13 protein-coding genes are annotated in these 16149 nt (G+C 57.6%); 4 read left to right on the top strand and 9 right to left on the bottom strand.

Annotated elements, in window-relative coordinates; translation table 11 throughout:
* Positions 1 to 47 precede the first annotated feature (47 nt).
* The gene (locus tag IB144_RS17690; RefSeq protein WP_149358935.1) at positions 48 to 563 is read right to left on the bottom strand and encodes a lipoprotein; all 516 of its coding nucleotides are present in this window, start codon (positions 561 to 563) and stop codon (positions 48 to 50) included.
* Positions 564 to 1440: 877 nt separating this feature from the next.
* On the opposite strand from IB144_RS17690, the gene IB144_RS17685 reads away from it, so the two are divergent.
* Positions 1441 to 2580: a GGDEF domain-containing protein gene (locus tag IB144_RS17685; protein ID WP_149358936.1), complete on the top strand. Its 1140-nt coding sequence runs from the start codon at positions 1441 to 1443 to the stop codon at positions 2578 to 2580.
* Positions 2581 to 2611: 31 nt separating this feature from the next.
* The gene (locus tag IB144_RS17680) at positions 2612 to 3442 is read left to right on the top strand and encodes an N-acetylmuramoyl-L-alanine amidase (RefSeq protein ID WP_004209681.1); all 831 of its coding nucleotides are present in this window, start codon (positions 2612 to 2614) and stop codon (positions 3440 to 3442) included.
* On the opposite strand, the gene IB144_RS17675 is transcribed toward IB144_RS17680, so the two are convergent.
* From IB144_RS17675 to poxB, 4 genes are all read right to left on the bottom strand, one after another.
* The gene (locus tag IB144_RS17675; RefSeq protein ID WP_002896399.1) at positions 3439 to 4452 is read right to left on the bottom strand and encodes an NAD(P)-dependent oxidoreductase; all 1014 of its coding nucleotides are present in this window, start codon (positions 4450 to 4452) and stop codon (positions 3439 to 3441) included. The two genes, IB144_RS17680 and IB144_RS17675, sit on opposite strands and share 4 nt — an antisense overlap.
* 87 nt (positions 4453 to 4539) lie before the next feature.
* The gene (locus IB144_RS17670) at positions 4540 to 5982 is read right to left on the bottom strand and encodes an SDR family oxidoreductase (protein ID WP_002896401.1); all 1443 of its coding nucleotides are present in this window, start codon (positions 5980 to 5982) and stop codon (positions 4540 to 4542) included.
* Between the two features lie 10 nt (positions 5983 to 5992).
* Positions 5993 to 6994: a low-specificity L-threonine aldolase gene (ltaE, locus tag IB144_RS17665; RefSeq protein WP_004176702.1), complete on the bottom strand. Its 1002-nt coding sequence runs from the start codon at positions 6992 to 6994 to the stop codon at positions 5993 to 5995.
* Positions 6995 to 7032: 38 nt separating this feature from the next.
* Positions 7033 to 8751, bottom strand: a complete 1719-nt coding sequence (gene poxB / locus IB144_RS17660) for a ubiquinone-dependent pyruvate dehydrogenase (protein ID WP_004176700.1) — start codon at positions 8749 to 8751, stop codon at positions 7033 to 7035.
* A gap of 151 nt (positions 8752 to 8902) precedes the next feature.
* Between poxB and IB144_RS17655 the strand changes: the two genes are divergently transcribed.
* Positions 8903 to 9337, top strand: a complete 435-nt coding sequence (locus IB144_RS17655) for a DoxX family protein (protein WP_002896408.1) — start codon at positions 8903 to 8905, stop codon at positions 9335 to 9337.
* Positions 9338 to 9548: 211 nt separating this feature from the next.
* Here the strand turns inward: IB144_RS17655 and hcr are convergent, their stop codons facing one another.
* From hcr to aqpZ, 4 genes are all read right to left on the bottom strand, one after another.
* Positions 9549 to 10517, bottom strand: coding sequence for an NADH oxidoreductase (hcr, locus tag IB144_RS17650; RefSeq protein WP_004147771.1), 969 nt, complete (start codon positions 10515 to 10517; stop codon positions 9549 to 9551).
* 10 nt (positions 10518 to 10527) lie between these two features.
* The gene (hcp, locus tag IB144_RS17645; protein ID WP_023283510.1) at positions 10528 to 12180 is read right to left on the bottom strand and encodes a hydroxylamine reductase; all 1653 of its coding nucleotides are present in this window, start codon (positions 12178 to 12180) and stop codon (positions 10528 to 10530) included.
* Between the two features lie 143 nt (positions 12181 to 12323).
* A complete protein-coding gene (locus IB144_RS17640; RefSeq protein ID WP_004147773.1) occupies positions 12324 to 13223 on the bottom strand; it encodes a lysine exporter LysO family protein in 900 nt (299 codons plus the stop codon).
* 115 nt (positions 13224 to 13338) lie between these two features.
* Positions 13339 to 14034, bottom strand: a complete 696-nt coding sequence (gene aqpZ / locus IB144_RS17635) for an aquaporin Z (RefSeq protein WP_002896434.1) — start codon at positions 14032 to 14034, stop codon at positions 13339 to 13341.
* A gap of 419 nt (positions 14035 to 14453) precedes the next feature.
* Here aqpZ and IB144_RS17630 point away from each other — a divergent pair, with 419 nt between their 5' ends.
* Entirely contained in the window at positions 14454 to 16112 is a 1659-nt protein-coding gene (locus IB144_RS17630) for an ATP-dependent endonuclease (protein ID WP_004176693.1), read from the top strand.
* Positions 16113 to 16149 lie beyond the last annotated feature (37 nt).

The raw sequence follows: 16149 nt of genomic DNA, 5'->3' as shown, positions 1-16149 counted from the left end.
CATTTTACCGGGGTTATCGTTTCAGCGGCGTCGCTTCAACTCCGGAATCAGCGTTTCTCCAGACTCTGTCGCAGCGTCCCGGCTGGCGCATGGCTGTTGTTGCCGAGATAGCGAACGTCATCGACGGCCCAGCACTGGCCTTCCTGGATCATCAGCACTTCATCTTTCCAGCTCTGGGTGCCCTGTTTCAGATCGACGCGGAGCGGAATATTGCGCGCATCGCGGTTCGGGATGGTGGAGGCGCTGGCGACCACGGCGCTGTCTGCCGGGGTGCCGCTGCTGGAGAACGGATTAGCCTGCAGTAATTTGCTGTTGGCGGGATCCTGGCGGGCGTCATTGAGTAACTGCGCCAGGCCGTCGCTCAGATAGGGGCGCAGCGCCGCCGGATCCTGAGTACGATTCTGGATCTGGGTGTCGTAGAATTTTTGCGCTACGTCGTCAGGGCCGCCTTCGACGCAGGGGCCGCTGCGGGTGCCATTATCTTTATAGGCCGGGGTGACGGTCGTACAGGCGCTGAGCGCCAGCGCGCAAGGGAGAAGTACAGCAAAAAGTTTGTAGCGCATGATGATTTCCTTATAAGCGAACTACGTTTTCAGTTTCCGTTAAAGCATAGCGTATAGCGTGCGGATTGTACTTGACGCAAAGAGCTAAGACCTTGATGTGGCTACAGCCTTAGGGCGGGAAATCGGCACGGGGATGACAGAATTCCGTCAGGCGCTAAAAGGCAGGGCAGTATAAAAATAAACTTAATTTTCCCGTGAACAAGAAATATTACCCCGTAAAATAGGGAAATGGCTTTTGAAAGATAAGGGTAATTATTTCTTCTTATAGATGCGAGTGGCGACGTGCATTTTTTTATCCGTATTACCGGAGGAGGGGACAATGACGCCCCCCTTGTTCATTTGTTTTTTTAATCAGCTCTTCACGGGCATCGTTGGATGCGGTTTGACCAGTAGAGAAAATGGCGCCGATTTTGGTATATTGCGTATGGACTTTATCAAAAGCTGTTTTGTTAAAATCTCTGCGGAGACGGCATTGGCCGCTTAAAACAATGCTGTACCTGCCACTAAAGCTGCATATTTAATATTCTTAGCCCCTATTGTTTATCTCGCTATCATCATGCTCTTGTTTGCATTCACCAATGAATGATTCAGATTGAACTCACACTGCTTTTTGTAAGCAAAATGCTGCAATTTAATGACGGTTAGTTAACGCTTTTTAGCGAAAAGATGACGTATTTCGCAGTGCTGATGCTTGTTTTTTGAGCCGGTTACCCATCGGGAGCGGACCAGGCTATTTTCTTCGGTCGTTAGCTGAAAATCACCCTGAGAGGCCGGAGCTGAGGGGATAGTGCGCTGACAGACATTCCCGGTAACATGGTTTATCATATAGAAAAGCAGGGGCTGCGCCCATGGTCATGCAGGTCACCAGGGAGTTAAGATGTTAACAAATAAGCGAGAGCGCGCCCGGCAGCAGCGAGCCGCGTTGTGGGCCACCAGAGATAATGTCCAGCGCCATGCGCTGTCCATGAGTATGCCCTGGCTGGCCTTTGTCAATATCGCTTTTGCGTTAATGATTTTCTTCCGCAATTTTATCTTTACCTATTTTGATAAGAGGCTACTGACGCACCGGGCGGTTATTCCTTATATCGAAGCGGCGTTGATTGCGGTTATTATCATTTCGGCCATTTTAGTGATTATTGCCCTCACGCCGCGACTGGCGCAGGGACGATATACGTTGAATATCATCACCGGGCTGCTGCTGGCGCTCAGTCTGTGTTGGTCCCTGAGTAATTATTGTTTTATTTTTTTCTGGACCTTGCCCTTTGCCTGGCCGCTGCTGGTGATATTAATGACTACCGGCCTCACCGCGCTGTATCACCATTGGCCCGGCATAACCGCTTTTATGCTGCCGCTATGGGTGACCGCCTTGCTGGCGGGAATACAGCTCCACTATCACACCGAGATCCGCTTTTTGATCCTCTGGGCCATTTTTACCGCGATTTTGCTGTATGGCCGACGTATTTTGCAGCTCTGGTATGACGAAGCCTGGGATACCCACCAGGAGAATATGCAGCTTATTCAGCGGCTGGAAAGTATCGCCAACCAGGATGCCTTAACCGGAACCGCTAACCGTCGGGCGCTCAATGCTTACCTGGCGGCGATCTGGCAGCAAAAAACGCCGCTGGCGCTGATGATGATCGATGTCGATTATTTTAAGCGCTATAACGATCGCTATGGCCATCAGGCTGGTGATGAGTGCTTATCTTCTGTCGCGCAGGTGCTTAAAATGGCGGTCCGGGCGGAGGGCGATCTGGTGGCTCGCTACGGCGGCGAAGAGTTTGTCGTCGTGTTGCCCGGGGTGTCCTTAGCGCATGCCACCGCTATTGCCGAGCGCATTCAGCAGAAGATCCGCGAGGCAGGCCTACCGCACGCCGCTTCGGCGGTGGCGTCGGAGGTCACCGTGAGTATCGGGATCGTCGCCTCCGATGGCACGGTCCCGATAGAGACGCTGATCGCCCGGGCGGACAGTGCGCTGTATCAGGCGAAAAATAAAGGACGTAATCAATGGTCTTATTAACCCGGAGACGCTGCCGGGCAAGGGAGAAGGGATGAAACGGATGATGCGGATCGTGCTGCTGGCGCTGCTGCTAACCGGCTGCGCTGGGGAAAAGGGCATTATCGATCGCGACGGATACCAGCTGGACACCCGTCATCCGGCGCAGGCTGCCTATCCGCGAATAAAGGTGTTAGTGATCCACTATACGGCTGACAATTTTGATGTCTCGCTGGCCACGTTGACCGATAAAGAGGTCAGCTCCCACTATTTAATTCCTGAACAGCCCCCGCGTTATCAGCATAAACCGCGGATCTGGCAGCTGGTGCCGGAAGAGGATTTAGCCTGGCACGCCGGGGTAAGCTATTGGCGCGGCAGTACGCGCATTAACGATACCTCCATTGGCATTGAGCTGGAGAACCGCGGCTGGCAGAAGACGGCGGGCGTCAAAAGTTTTACCCCCTTTCATCCGGAACAGATTGCGGCTCTGATCCCGCTGGCGCGCGATATCATCGCCCGCTACCACATCGCGCCGCAGAATGTGGTCGCCCATGCGGATATCGCCCCGCAGCGCAAAGACGATCCGGGGCCGTTATTCCCCTGGCAACAGCTGGCGCAGCAGGGGATCGGCGCCTGGCCTGACGAGCAGCGGGTGGCCTTTTATCTCAACGGGCGGCCGGCCAGCGAGCCAGTGGACCCCGAAATCGTACTGGATTTGCTCTCGCGCTATGGCTATCAGGTGACGCCGGAGATGACCCCCGCGCAGAAGAAGCGGGTGATTATCGCCTTCCAGATGCACTTCCGTCCGCAGCGCTGGGATGGGGTAGCGGATGCGCAAACCGAAGCGATAGCCGAGGCGCTGTTAGAAAAATATGGCCAGGGTTAGCGGTGTAGTTTACCGTGGTCGCGAAGCCAGGCGGCGGTGCGCACGATGCCGTCGTCAAGCGTCACCACCGGCTGATAGCCCAGCTCGTCCTGCGCGCGGGTGATATCGAGCGTAAAATCAAAGTTAAGCTTGGAGACGCCGTAGTGGGTAAACGCGGGTTCTTTGGCGGTTTTATCGCCAAAGCGCTCCATGCTGCGGGCGATAATATCCAGCATCGGATAGGGAACTGAGCGGATCCGGCATTTGATACCGAGCTCGTCGATCAATTTCTGCACGATGCTCCGCAAGGTGCGCGGTTCGCCGTTGCTGATATTCCACGCGCGGGCGGAGGGAAGATGATCGCAGGCCGGCTGGCTCGCCAGCCACATCGCATGTACGGCGTTTTCATAATAGGTCATGTCGACCAGCGCGCTGCCGCCGCGCGGGAGCAGGACGCTGCCATAATGCTGCATCATTTGCGCCAGCCGGGGGATAAAGACTTTGTCGTGCGGCCCAAACAGGCTCTGCGGCCGCAGAATGGTAAAACGGGTATGCGGGTTAGCCTGCGCCAGCAGGTTGATCACCTCCTCGCTGGCCGCCTTGCTGCGGGCAAACTCGTTGGCGAAGCGGTGTGGACGGAAATCTTCCTGGATATCACGATGATGGTGATAATCAAAATAGAGCGATGGCGAAGAGATATGGACGAAATTGCGCACTCCCCATGCCACTGACCATTCGCCCAGACGACGGGTGGCGCGGACGTTAGCGAGATCGAAAGCCTGCTGAGTGCCCCATGGCGAGGTAAAGCTGGAGCAGTGCCATAGGGTATCGATACCGGCGAGCATCACTTTAGCCTGCGAAGAGACCAGCTCGGTTAAATCTGCCGGGATGAATTCCGCCCCCATTTTGCTCAGAAGCTTGCCCATCGCTTCGTTGCGCCCGGTCGCTCGCACGCTGATGCCCTTGTTGCGCAGATATTCCACTGCGTTGCGGCCTAATCCGCTGGTCGCACCGGTAACCAGTACCTTCATATCACTCTACTGTCCCAGAAAAGAATTTCGTGCGCATTTTTCCGTGATTCTCCCGACTATGCAATGAGAATCATGAAAGAATAACGCTTATCCTTCGACTCTGCCTGAGATTTGTTCGGCCAGCCGGGCGATGCGTTGCGCCATACCGCGGAAAATAAACAGGTGCGCCGGGATCATCAGCAGCCAGTAGATCAGGCCTGGCATACCGTGCGGGTGCCACCAGGCGCGCACGTCCAGTTCACGACGATCGCCTTTATCGTTAATGGTAAAGCTTAATCGGCCCAGCCCGGGCGCTTTCATACCGAATAGCAGGGTGAGCTGTTTTTCTTCCTCCACGATAATTACCTTCCAGCTGTCGACCGTATCGCCGGTTTGCAGATAAGCGCGCTGCGGCCGCCCTTTGGCCAGCCGGTGGCCGACCAGCAGATCCATCGCGCCGCGGGTTTTCCACAGCAGATTGCCGAAAAAATACCCCTCTTCACCGCCGATTTGGTTAACGACCTGCCACAGGGCCTGGCGGCTTGCCTGAGTGGCGACGGTGCAACCTGCCTGCTTCGGATAGTAGCCGTACTCTGGTCGCCAGCGGGCGAAAGCCTGAGCGTCGTAGCCCCAGTCGCTGGAGTTTACTAACTGCTCTTCTTCTTTCAGCGTGCGGCGAACCGCCTGATCGAAGGGGATCAGCGTTTGCGGGATCAGCGCCCGCAGCGCCCGATCGTCAGCGATTAGATCGTGCTTCAGCCCCTGAATCAGCGCCTTGGCGATGGTCGGCGGCACCGAGGTGATGACATTGAGGAACCACACCGAGATCCAGCGCGTCGGCAGGGGAATGGGAATGAGCGGGCGATGTTTACCGCTGACGGCCATAAAGCGAATGAACTGCTGCTGATAGCTTAACACCTCCGGACCGGCGGCTTCGAAGACGCGGTGCGCATCGGAGGGATGATTCAGCAGCTCAACCAGGTCAACGAGCAGGTTTTCCAGCGCGACAGGGGTAGTACGCGAACGTACCCAGCGCGGAGGGGTTAGCACCGGCAGGTTATAAACCATGTCGCGCATCACCTCGAAGGCGGCGGAGCCGGCGCCGACGATAATCCCGGCCCGCAGCTCGGTCACCGGCACGCCCGACTCACGCAGGAGATCGCCGGTAATCTGACGAGCGCGCAGATGGTCGGATTGCTCCTGCGCCGGGGCCTGCAGCGAACTGAGAAATATCACCTGGCGCACTGATGACTGACGCAGGGCATCGCGCACATACGTCGCCACCCGCCGCTCATGGGCGATAAAATCACCGCCTTCGCCCATGCCGTGGACCAGATAATAAAGGGTATCAATACCGGTGAGTAGCGCAGGCAGGTCCTGCGGTTGATTGAGATCGACTGACCGGCAGGTAACGCCGGGCAAAGCGAGTTTTTGCAATCGGTCGATATGGCGTGCCGCCGCCAGCACCGGATAGCCCCGCGCGCTTAATGCGCGCACCAAATGCTGGCCAATATAGCCGCTGGCGCCGAGCACCAGAACTGATTGCGACACGCCTGACTCCTTAGCGTTGTAAAAAAGCCTGCCAGTGGGCGACCACCTCGCTCAGCTGCTGACGGTTGACATCCAGGTGAGTGACCAGACGGACAACAGGCGAGGCGTTAATCAATACCCCCTGCGCCTGCATAAACTTGCCGAGCGCCGGGGCCTGCTCTTCGCCGACGCGAACGAACAGCATGTTGGTATCGTGACGGGTGACGTCGGCGCCGATAGCGCGCAGCTGCTCCGCCATCCACGCGGCGTTGTCATGATCCTCCTGCAGGCGCTGCACGTTATTTTTCAGCGCGTACAGCCCGGCGGCGGCCAGGATGCCCGCCTGGCGCATCCCGCCGCCGACCATTTTCCGCCAGCGGACGGCGCGGCGAATGTACGCCTCGCTGCCGAGCAGCAACGAGCCTACCGGAGCGCCAAGCCCCTTTGACAGGCAGATGGTGAAGGAGTCGCAGTATTGGGCGATATCGCGTAACTCGCAGCCGTAGGCCACCACGGCGTTAAAGATGCGCGCGCCGTCGACGTGCAGCGCCAGATTGCGCTGGCGGGTAAACGCCCAGGCTTCCTGCAGATAGTCGCGCGGCAGCACCTTACCGTTATGGGTGTTTTCCAGGCTCAGCAGGCGGGTGGGGGCAAAATGGATATCGTCGGGTTTGATTTTCGCTGCCACTTTATCCAGAGGCAGCGAACCATCCGCCGCGGCGTCGATCGGCTGCGGCTGAATACTGCCGAGGACCGCCGCGCCGCCGGCTTCGTACAGATAGTTATGCGCCCCCTGGCCGACGATATACTCTTCGCCGCGCTGGCAATGGCTGAGCAGGCCAACGAGGTTGGCCTGGGTGCCGGTGGGTAGAAATAGCGCCGCTTCTTTGCCGGCCAGGTCGGCGGCATAGCGCTGCAGTTCATTGACGGTAGGGTCGTCGCCATACACATCGTCCCCGACCGGGGCGGCCATCATGGCCTCCAGCATGGCGCGCCCGGGACGGGTAACGGTATCACTGCGTAAATCGATCACGGCTTTTCCTTGGTCTGGTTCAACGTATTGCTTCTGTTTTACCTGAGCCAGTTGGTTTTCGCCAGTTCGATGACCTCATCGCCGCGCCCGCTGATGATCGCCCGCAGCATATACAGGCTAAAGCCTTTGGCCTGCTCCAGCTTGATCTGCGGCGGGATCGCCAGTTCCTCTTTGGCGACGACGACGTCGACCAGCACCGGACCGTCGGTGCGGAAGGCGGTCTGCAGCGCTTCATCCACCTCGGAGGCTTTTTCAACGCGTATACCTTTGATACCGCAGGCCTCGGCGATGCGGGCGAAGTTGGTATCGTGGAGCTCCGTACCGTCGGTGAGATAGCCCCCGGCCTTCATTTCCATCGCCACGAAGCCCAGCACGCTGTTGTTAAAGATGACAATCTTCACCGGCAGCTTCATCTGCGCCAGCGACAGAAAATCGCCCATCAGCATGCTGAACCCGCCGTCGCCGCACATGGCCACTACCTGCCGCTCCGGCGCAGTGGCCTTGGCGCCGATGGCCTGCGGCATGGCGTTGGCCATTGAGCCGTGGTTGAACGAGCCCAGCAGGCGGCGTTTACCATTCATTTTGAGATAGCGTGCCGCCCAGACGGTCGGGGTGCCGACATCACAGGTGAAAATGGCATCTTCATCGGCAAAATGACTGATCTGCTGCGCCAGATATTGCGGGTGAATGGCTTTATCGCTGGGTTTAGCCAGATCGTCGAGCCCTTTTCGCGCGTCGCGATAGTGCTCCAGCGCCTTATCGAGGAAGTGGCGATCGGTTTTCTCTTCCAGCAGCGGCAGCAGCGCCTTCAGCGTCGATTTAATATCGCCCACCAGCGCCATGTCGACCTTACTGTGTGCGCCGATGCTGCCGGGGTTGATGTCGATCTGGATAATTTTCGCGTCGGTTGGGTAGAAGGCGCGATAGGGGAACTGGGTGCCCAGCAGGATCAGGGTATCGGCGTTCATCATGGTGTGGAAGCCAGAGGAGAAGCCAATCAGCCCGGTCATGCCCACATCGTACGGGTTGTCGTACTCCACGTGCTCTTTGCCGCGCAGGGCGTGGACGATGGGGGCTTTAATTTTGGCTGCGAACTCCACCAGTTCCTGGTGGGCGCCGGCGCAACCGCTGCCGCACATGAGCGCGATATTGCTGGAGTAGCGAATAAGCTGCGCCAGCTTGCGCAGCTCTTCTTCCGCCGGGGTGACCGTCGGCAGCGGCGCATGATACCAGTGGCTGCTGGCGCTTTCCGGGGCGGCCTTCAGCGCCACATCGCCGGGCAACACCACCACCGAGACGCCGCGGTTAATCACTGCCTTACGCATCGCCACTGCCAGCACCTGCGGGATCTGCTCCGGCGTGGAGACCAGTTCGCAGTAATGGCTGCACTCGCGGAACAGCTCCTGAGGATGGGTTTCCTGAAAATAGCCGCTGCCGATTTCGCTGGATGGGATGTGGGCGGCGATGGCCAGCACCGGGACATGGTTGCGATGACAGTCAAACAAACCGTTAATCAGGTGCAGGTTGCCCGGTCCGCAGGAGCCGGCGCAGACCGCCAGCTCGCCGGTCAGCTGCGCTTCCGCGCCAGCGGCGAAAGCGGCGACCTCTTCGTGCCGGGTGGGCATCCAGTCGATGGTGCCCATGCGGTTAAGGCTATCGCTCAATCCATTGAGGGAATCTCCGGTGACGCCCCAGATACGTTTCACGCCGGCCTGTTCCAGCGTTTTGGCAATGTATGCCGCCACGGTCTGTTTCATGATCTCCATCTCCTTTTTTTGATAACGCCTTCAAGCTTAGATGAAACTGACCGCAATGTAACCGATTACCCCTGATTTTTTGCTGGTTTTATTCCTCTCCGGCTGCGCATACTCTGGAAGTACACAGGATGCAAAACAGGATGCACATCAAATGGTTAAAGGATTGTTAAACACAGTAAATCGCAGGCTGTCGCATGATGACGCCGGTAAACTCTTGTTACGACTTGCCGTCGGCGGCTTAATGCTTTTCCATGGAATCCATAAGCTGATAGATGGTGTGGATGGCATTAGCGGGATGCTGGCGGCGCAGGGATTGCCCGGGTTTATCGCCTACGGTGTGCTGGTGGGGGAAGTGGTCGCTCCCTGCTTGTTAATTCTCGGCGTCCTGACCCGCCCGGCGGCGTTGGTGCTGGCGTTCACCATGGTGGTGGCGTGGCTGATGGTCGGCTTAGATAAGACGTTTGCGCTTGATGCGGTGGGAGCGTGGGCCATTGAGAATCTGGTCTATTTCTTTGTTGGCGCACTGGCGATTGCGCTACTCGGCGCGGGGCGTTATTCGCTGGCCGGTCAGTCGGCCTGGCGGTAAAAATGCCTCATTCGTCCTGGGGCGTAAAGTCGATACTGTTGGCGATTTGCAATTTTTTCAGTCCGGGAAAGCGTTTATCTCATGTCGCCTGAGCGTTTGTTTATTGTCGCCAGGGATTTTCCCGGAGGCGGCGCATTGCGCCTTCTCCGGGCTACCAAATCGCACAGCGCTGTAGCCCCGGTAAGCGGTAGCGCCACCGGGGATTTTGACCTCAGGCGAGAACCAGATCGCTCTGCGGATGACAGGAGCAGGCCAGCACATAGCCGTCGGCGATTTCGGCGTCGGTCAGCGTCATGGTGCTGGTGACGCTGTACTTCCCGGAAACCACTTTGGTTTTGCAGCAGCCGCAGACGCCGGCGCGGCAGGCGACGGTCACCGGCACTTTATTGCTCTCCAGCGCGTCGAGCAGCGTGGTGCCCACCGGCGCGTAAAACTCGCGCGCCGGCTGCAGTTTAGTAAATTTCAGCCCGCTGGTGGCGGCCTCAGCCACCGGGGTGAAGAATTTTTCCTTAAAGAAGCGGGTGACGCCCAGGGCGGCAACATCCTGCTCGACCTTCTCCATATAAGGCGCCGGGCCGCAGGTCATCACGGTGCGGCTGGCTAAATCCGGCACGCTCTGCAGCAGCTCCCGGGTCAGACGGCCGGCGACAAAACCGTGCGTCGCGTTGTGCTCCGCTACCAGGGTGACCGGGTAGTTGCGCCACTCTTCGGCAAAGATTACATCTTCCGGCGAACGCACGTTATAAATCACCTGTACGTCGGCCTGCGGTCGATGCTTAGCCAGCCAGCGGCGCATCGCCATGATCGGTGTCACGCCGCAACCGGCGGCCAGCAGCAGGAATTTATCTTCCGCTTTATCGTCGCAGGTAAACTCGCCCATCGCATCGGACAGCCAAAGGTAATCACCGCGTTTGACCTCGCGGGTCAACCACTGCGAACCCGTACCCTCGTCAATACGGCGAACGGTCAGCGTAATGTATTCGCTGACCCCCGGCGTCGAGGAGAGGGTATAGGCGCGCAGCGTTTCCGCCGAGTTACGCACGCTAACCAGAGCGTACTGGCCAGCGCGGTACGGATAGTAATCGTGGCACAGCAGCGAAAGGGTCCACACGTCCGGGGTTTCCTGGTGAATGTGGTGAACCTGCATCCGCCACGGGCACTGGGAGGTTGGCATAGTCATCAGGGACTCCTTAAGCGCTCAGCAGCTGCTGCATATCTTGTTCCACGGTGGTCACGGAACGCAGACCAAACTTCTCATTGAGGACCGCCAGCAGATCCGGGGTGAAGAAACCAGGCGCCGTCGGACCGGTGACGATGTTTTTCACACCCAGCGACAGCAGCGTCAGCAGGATGACGATCGCTTTCTGTTCGAACCAGGAGAGCACCAGCGACAGCGGCAGATCGTTGACGCCACAGCCTAGTTTCTCCGCCAGCGTGACCGCCAGAATAATCGCCGAGTAAGCGTCATTACACTGCCCGGCGTCGACCAGGCGCGGCAGCCCTTCGATATCGCCAAAGTCCAGTTTGTTGAAGCGGTATTTGCCACAGGCCAGGGTCAGGATCAGGCAGTCATCCGGCACGCTGGTGGCGAAATCGGTGAAGTAGTTACGCTCCCCGCGGGCGCCGTCGCAGCCGCCGACGAGGAAGATATGGCGCAGTTTTTCACGACTGACCAGATCGATCAGCGTATCCGCCGCGCCAAGCAGGGTCTGACGGCCAAAGCCGACGGTGATCAGATGCGGGATTTCGCTGTACGGGAAGCCCGTCATCTGCTGCGCCTGGGCAATGACCGGGGAGAAGTCTTCACCTTCCAGATGGTTCACACCCGGCCAGCCGACGATGCTGCGAGTCCAGATGCGGTCGTCGTAGGCGCCGACGGTCGGGTCGATGATGCAGTTAGAGGTCATCACGATGGGGCCCGGGAAGCGGGCGAACTCCACCTGCTGGTTTTGCCAGCCGCTGCCGTAGTTGCCAATCAGATGTTTGAATTTACGCAGCTCCGGATAGCCGTGAGCCGGCAGCATTTCGCCATGAGTATAGACGTTGACGCCGGTGCCTTCCGTCTGCTCCAGCAGGTTATACAGATCCTTCAGATCGTGGCCGGAGATCAGGATGCACTTCCCTTCGGTGGCTTTAACGTTGACCTGAGTCGGCGTCGGATGGCCGTATTTGGTCGTTTCACCGGCGTCGAGGATGCTCATCACTTTGAAGTTCATCTGGCCGATTTCCATCGAACATTCGAGCAGCGCATTCATATCCGCAGGCCAGGTGCCCAGCCATGCCATGATTTTATGGTACTGGGCATAGATAGCGTTGTCGTACTGGCCGAGCACGTGGGCGTGCTCCATATAGGCCGCCGCACCCTTCAGACCGTACAGGCACAGCAGGCGCAGACCGAGAATATTTTCGCCGATGGCGGCTTTATCTTTATTCGGGGTATAGTCCGCCGCCTGACGCTGCAGGTCGCCCAGATCGTCGCTGACCAGCTGCAGGTCGGCGACCGGGCTGTCGACCGCGGCGCTGGCATCGATCGCCAGGCATTGCGCTTTCAGCGCCTCACGCAAGGCAATTGCCTGGCGGGCGTAGCCGACGATGCGCGGGGAATCGAAGTTAACGTTAGTCAGGGTGGAGAAGAAGGCGCGGGGGGCAAAGCTGTCGACCTGATGATCGATAATGCCATATTCGCGCGCTTTAAGCGCCCAGGCGGACAGGCCTTGCAGTGACGCAATCAGCAGATCCTGCAGGTCCGAGGTTTCCGCTGTTTTACCGCACATCCCCTGCGCGTAAGAGCAGCCGTTGCCGGCTGGGGTACGAATGGTTTGTTCACATTGCACACAAAACATGGTCACACCTTTAAAGTTATATTTGATATACATGTTTAAGGTTATGCCGCGCGGCAACGGGTGAAAAGGTATTTCTCAGACAACTTAAAGGGAGATTGATTTAGCGCAAATTTGGCGGCAGGAGGGCTGCCGCCAGCGGGTGCTCAGGCGGTAAAAAAGGCGATCAGGATCGGGACCAGCAAACTAAGCAGAAAACCGTGCACGATGGCGGCAGGGACGATTTCGACGCCGCCGGAACGCTGCAGTACCGGTAAGGTGAAGTCCATCGAGGTGGCGCCGCACAGCCCCAGCGCCGTGGAGCGGCTGCGGCGAATAAGGCCCGGAATTAACATGATGGCCAGCAGCTCGCGACAGAGATCGTTAAAGAACGCCGCGCTACCGATGACCGGGCCAAAGGATTCGGTGAGTAAAATACCGGAGAGCGAATACCAGCCGAAACCGCTGGCCATTGCCAGACCGGTCTTTAACGGCAGACCGAGAATAAAGGCGTTAAGTATCCCGCCGAGTAATGAACTGGCCGTAACCACCACGGCGACGATCATTCCCCGGCGGTTAAGGACTATTTGTCGCAGACTCATTCCATTATTGCGTAATTGGATACCGACGAGGAACAGGAGAAAGATCAACGTATATTCGCTGGCTTCTGTCGCGTGCTGTAAAAAAGGCAGTCTGGTCAGACCGAGCAGAAAACCGAGCACGACCACACCGCACAGCTGCAGCGATTCCAGGGCCATGGCCAGGCGCGAGGGTAATTTCTCCTGACGATGCTGACTGCGCCATGGCATTTTACTTTCCAGCCACAGCAGGGCGGCGATATTACACAGTAAAATGATAACCACGCTCACCGCGGCGTAATGCAATATTGCCAGCAGGTTGCTGGCCAGATTGTCGAGGAACGCCAGGCTGATACCCATAAAAAAAAGGATTACATAGACAATCCAGCTGAGCATGCGGTTTATCAGCTTTAGCGCGGAGGAGTGACGAAGAGGCAGTAAATAGCCGACGACCAGCGGCAACAGAATAATAAAGAGTCCCGAAAACATGAACGATGCAGCCCTTGCATGATGAGAATAGCGCCCATGACACTACCCAAATCACCGGGCCGAGTAAAGCTGTCGCCAGAAAGAAAAAGCCCGGAGACCCGGGCTTTGAAAAGCGTTAATCGCGTTTTTCCAGCAGGGTGCGATACAGCACGCCGCCGAGGATCCCGCCGACGATTGGCATGACCCAGAACAGCCACAGCTGCTGCAGCGCCCAGCCGCCCTGGAAAATTGCCACCGCGGTGCTGCGCGCCGGGTTGACCGAGGTGTTGGTGACTGGAATGCTGATCAAATGGATGAGGGTCAGCGCCAGGCCGATGGCGATGGGGGCAAAGCCCGCCGGCGCATGTTTATCGGTCGCGCCATGAATAACCAGCAGGAAGCCGCAGGTCAGGACAATTTCAATGACGATAGCCGACAGCATGGAGAAGCCGCCCGGGGAGTGTTCGCCATAGCCGTTGGAGGCGAAGCCACTGGCGGCGGCATCAAAGCCGGCTTTACCGCTGGCAACCACGTACAGCACCGCCGCGGCAATAATTCCGCCGACCACCTGAGCGATAATATAGCCAATGACCTCTTTTGCCGGAAAACGGCCGCCGGCCCACAGGCCTAAGGTGACCGCCGGGTTGAAATGCCCCCCGGAAATATGGCCGACCGCAAACGCCATGGTTAATACCGTTAAGCCAAATGCCAGCGCGACGCCGGCAAAACCAATACCAAGCTCGGGGAAAGCCGCGGCGAGCACGGCGCTACCGCAGCCGCCAAATACAAGCCAGAAGGTGCCGAAGCATTCGGCTGCTAATTTTCTGAACATAACCACCTCAATTAAATTGTTTACGCGCACGAGCGGACCGTGCCGGTCTTTATTTATCGTGATAAGGGATGACGATAAAAATAAAGCGGCGTTATTCTAGAGATAATCGCCATCCCGGAGCCAGTTAAATATATTGATATTATTTGATTTAGGGCAAGGTGAGTGGATTCCTTTTGCCAGTTTAGCCTTTCCTTTATCCATGGAAGATTATCAATAGTGTAGATCATAACGCCTGAAATAAAACTATTTTGCTTGATGAATAATCAACAGTCGGTAATAGGCGATAAGTGAGTAATTTTATGAATATATTTAATCCGCTGAATATGAGCCACGGATGCGATTAAGCAGAGTGTCATCTTGCCTCCGCCCTCGCTATACTGTTGATTACTGAAGGAGAGTGGTGGTGTAGCGGAGGGGATATGCTTCTTGAGCGCGTAGAAATCGTCGGTTTTCGCGGTATCAATCGTTTGTCGTTGATGCTGGAGCAAAATAACGTCCTGATCGGGGAGAACGCGTGGGGGAAGTCCAGTCTGCTTGATGCGCTGACCCTGCTTTTGTCGCCGGAGTTCGATCTTTATCACTTTGTTCGCGATGATTTCTGGTTTCCCCCGGGCGACATCCAGGGGCGCGAACACCATTTGCATATTATCCTGACCTTCCGCGAAACGGAGCCAGGCCGCCATCGGGTCCGGCGTTTCCGTCCGCTTCAGCGCTGCTGGGTGCCTTGCGATGACGGGTATCACCGGGTGTTCTATCGCCTGGAGGGCGAGCTCGCCGAAGATGACAGCGTGATGACCCTGCGGAGCTTTATCGATGGTGAAGGCGAAGCGTTGGTGCTGGAGGAGATTGATGAGCTGGCCCGACACCTGGTGCGTTTGATGCCGGTGCTGCGCCTGCGCGATGCGCGCTTTATGCGCCGCATCCATAACGGGACGGTACCGCACTCGCCGCAGATAGAGATCACCGCCCGTCAGCTGGATTTTCTCTCCCGCGAACTGGTCAGCCATCCGCAAAATTTATCGGACGGTCAGATCCGTCAGGGGCTATCGGCCATGGTGCAACTGCTTGAGCATTACTTTGCCGAGCAAAGCAGCGCTCAGACGCGGCATCGCCTGATGCGGCGGCGCTCCCATGATGAACAGCGCAGTTGGCGTTATCTGGATATTATCAACCGGATGATCGACAAGCCCGGCGGGCGCAGCCATCGGGTGATCCTGCTGGGGCTGTTTGCCACCCTCCTGCAGGCGAAAGGGACGGTGCGCCTCGATCGCGACGCGCGACCGCTGCTGTTGATTGAAGATCCCGAGACCCGTCTGCATCCGATCATGCTTTCCGTCGCCTGGCACCTGCTGAATTTGTTGCCGCTGCAGCGTGTGACCACCACCAACTCCGGAGAGCTGCTGTCCCTGACGCCGGTAGAGCAGGTCTGCCGGCTGGTGCGTGAGTCGACGCGGGTATCGGCGTGGCGGTTGGGGCCGGGCGGAATGAATGCCGAAGAGAGCCGGCGCATTGCTTTTCACATCCGCTTCAATCGCGCCTCATCGCTCTTCGCCCGCTGCTGGCTGCTGGTGGAGGGAGAGACGGAAACCTGGGTTATCAACGAACTGGCCCGGCAGTGCGGTCATCATTTTGATGCTGAAGGGGTTAAGGTGATCGAATTCGCCCAGTCCGGCCTGAAGCCATTGATCAAATTTGCCCGCCGGATGGGGATCCAGTGGCACGTGCTGGTGGACGGCGATGAGGCGGGGAAAAAATATGCCGCGACGGTACGAGGTCTGCTTAATAACGATCGCGAGCTGGAGCGCGACCATCTGACCAGTCTGCCGGCGCTGGATATGGAACACTTTATGTATCGTCAGGGATTTGATGACGTTTATCATCGGGTGGCGCAGATCCCGGATAATGTCCCGATGAATATGCGGCGGGTGATCACCAAAGCCATCCATCGCTCATCCAAGCCGGACCTGGCGATTGAGGTGGCGATGGAGGCCGGCCGCCGTGGCGTGGACGCTGTGCCGACGCTGCTGAAGAAAATGTTCTCACGGGTGCTGTGGCTAGCCCGCGGTCGTGCCGATTAATCTCACCGCCGTCGTCATTTACGGCGGCACAAAGCTC

Source organism: Klebsiella sp. K4 (genome assembly GCF_014596785.2).
GTDB classification, from domain to species: Bacteria; Pseudomonadota; Gammaproteobacteria; order Enterobacterales; family Enterobacteriaceae; genus Klebsiella; species Klebsiella pneumoniae.
The sequence above is the reverse complement of the archived record's forward strand: the minus strand, read 5'-3'. Positions and strand labels throughout refer to the sequence as shown.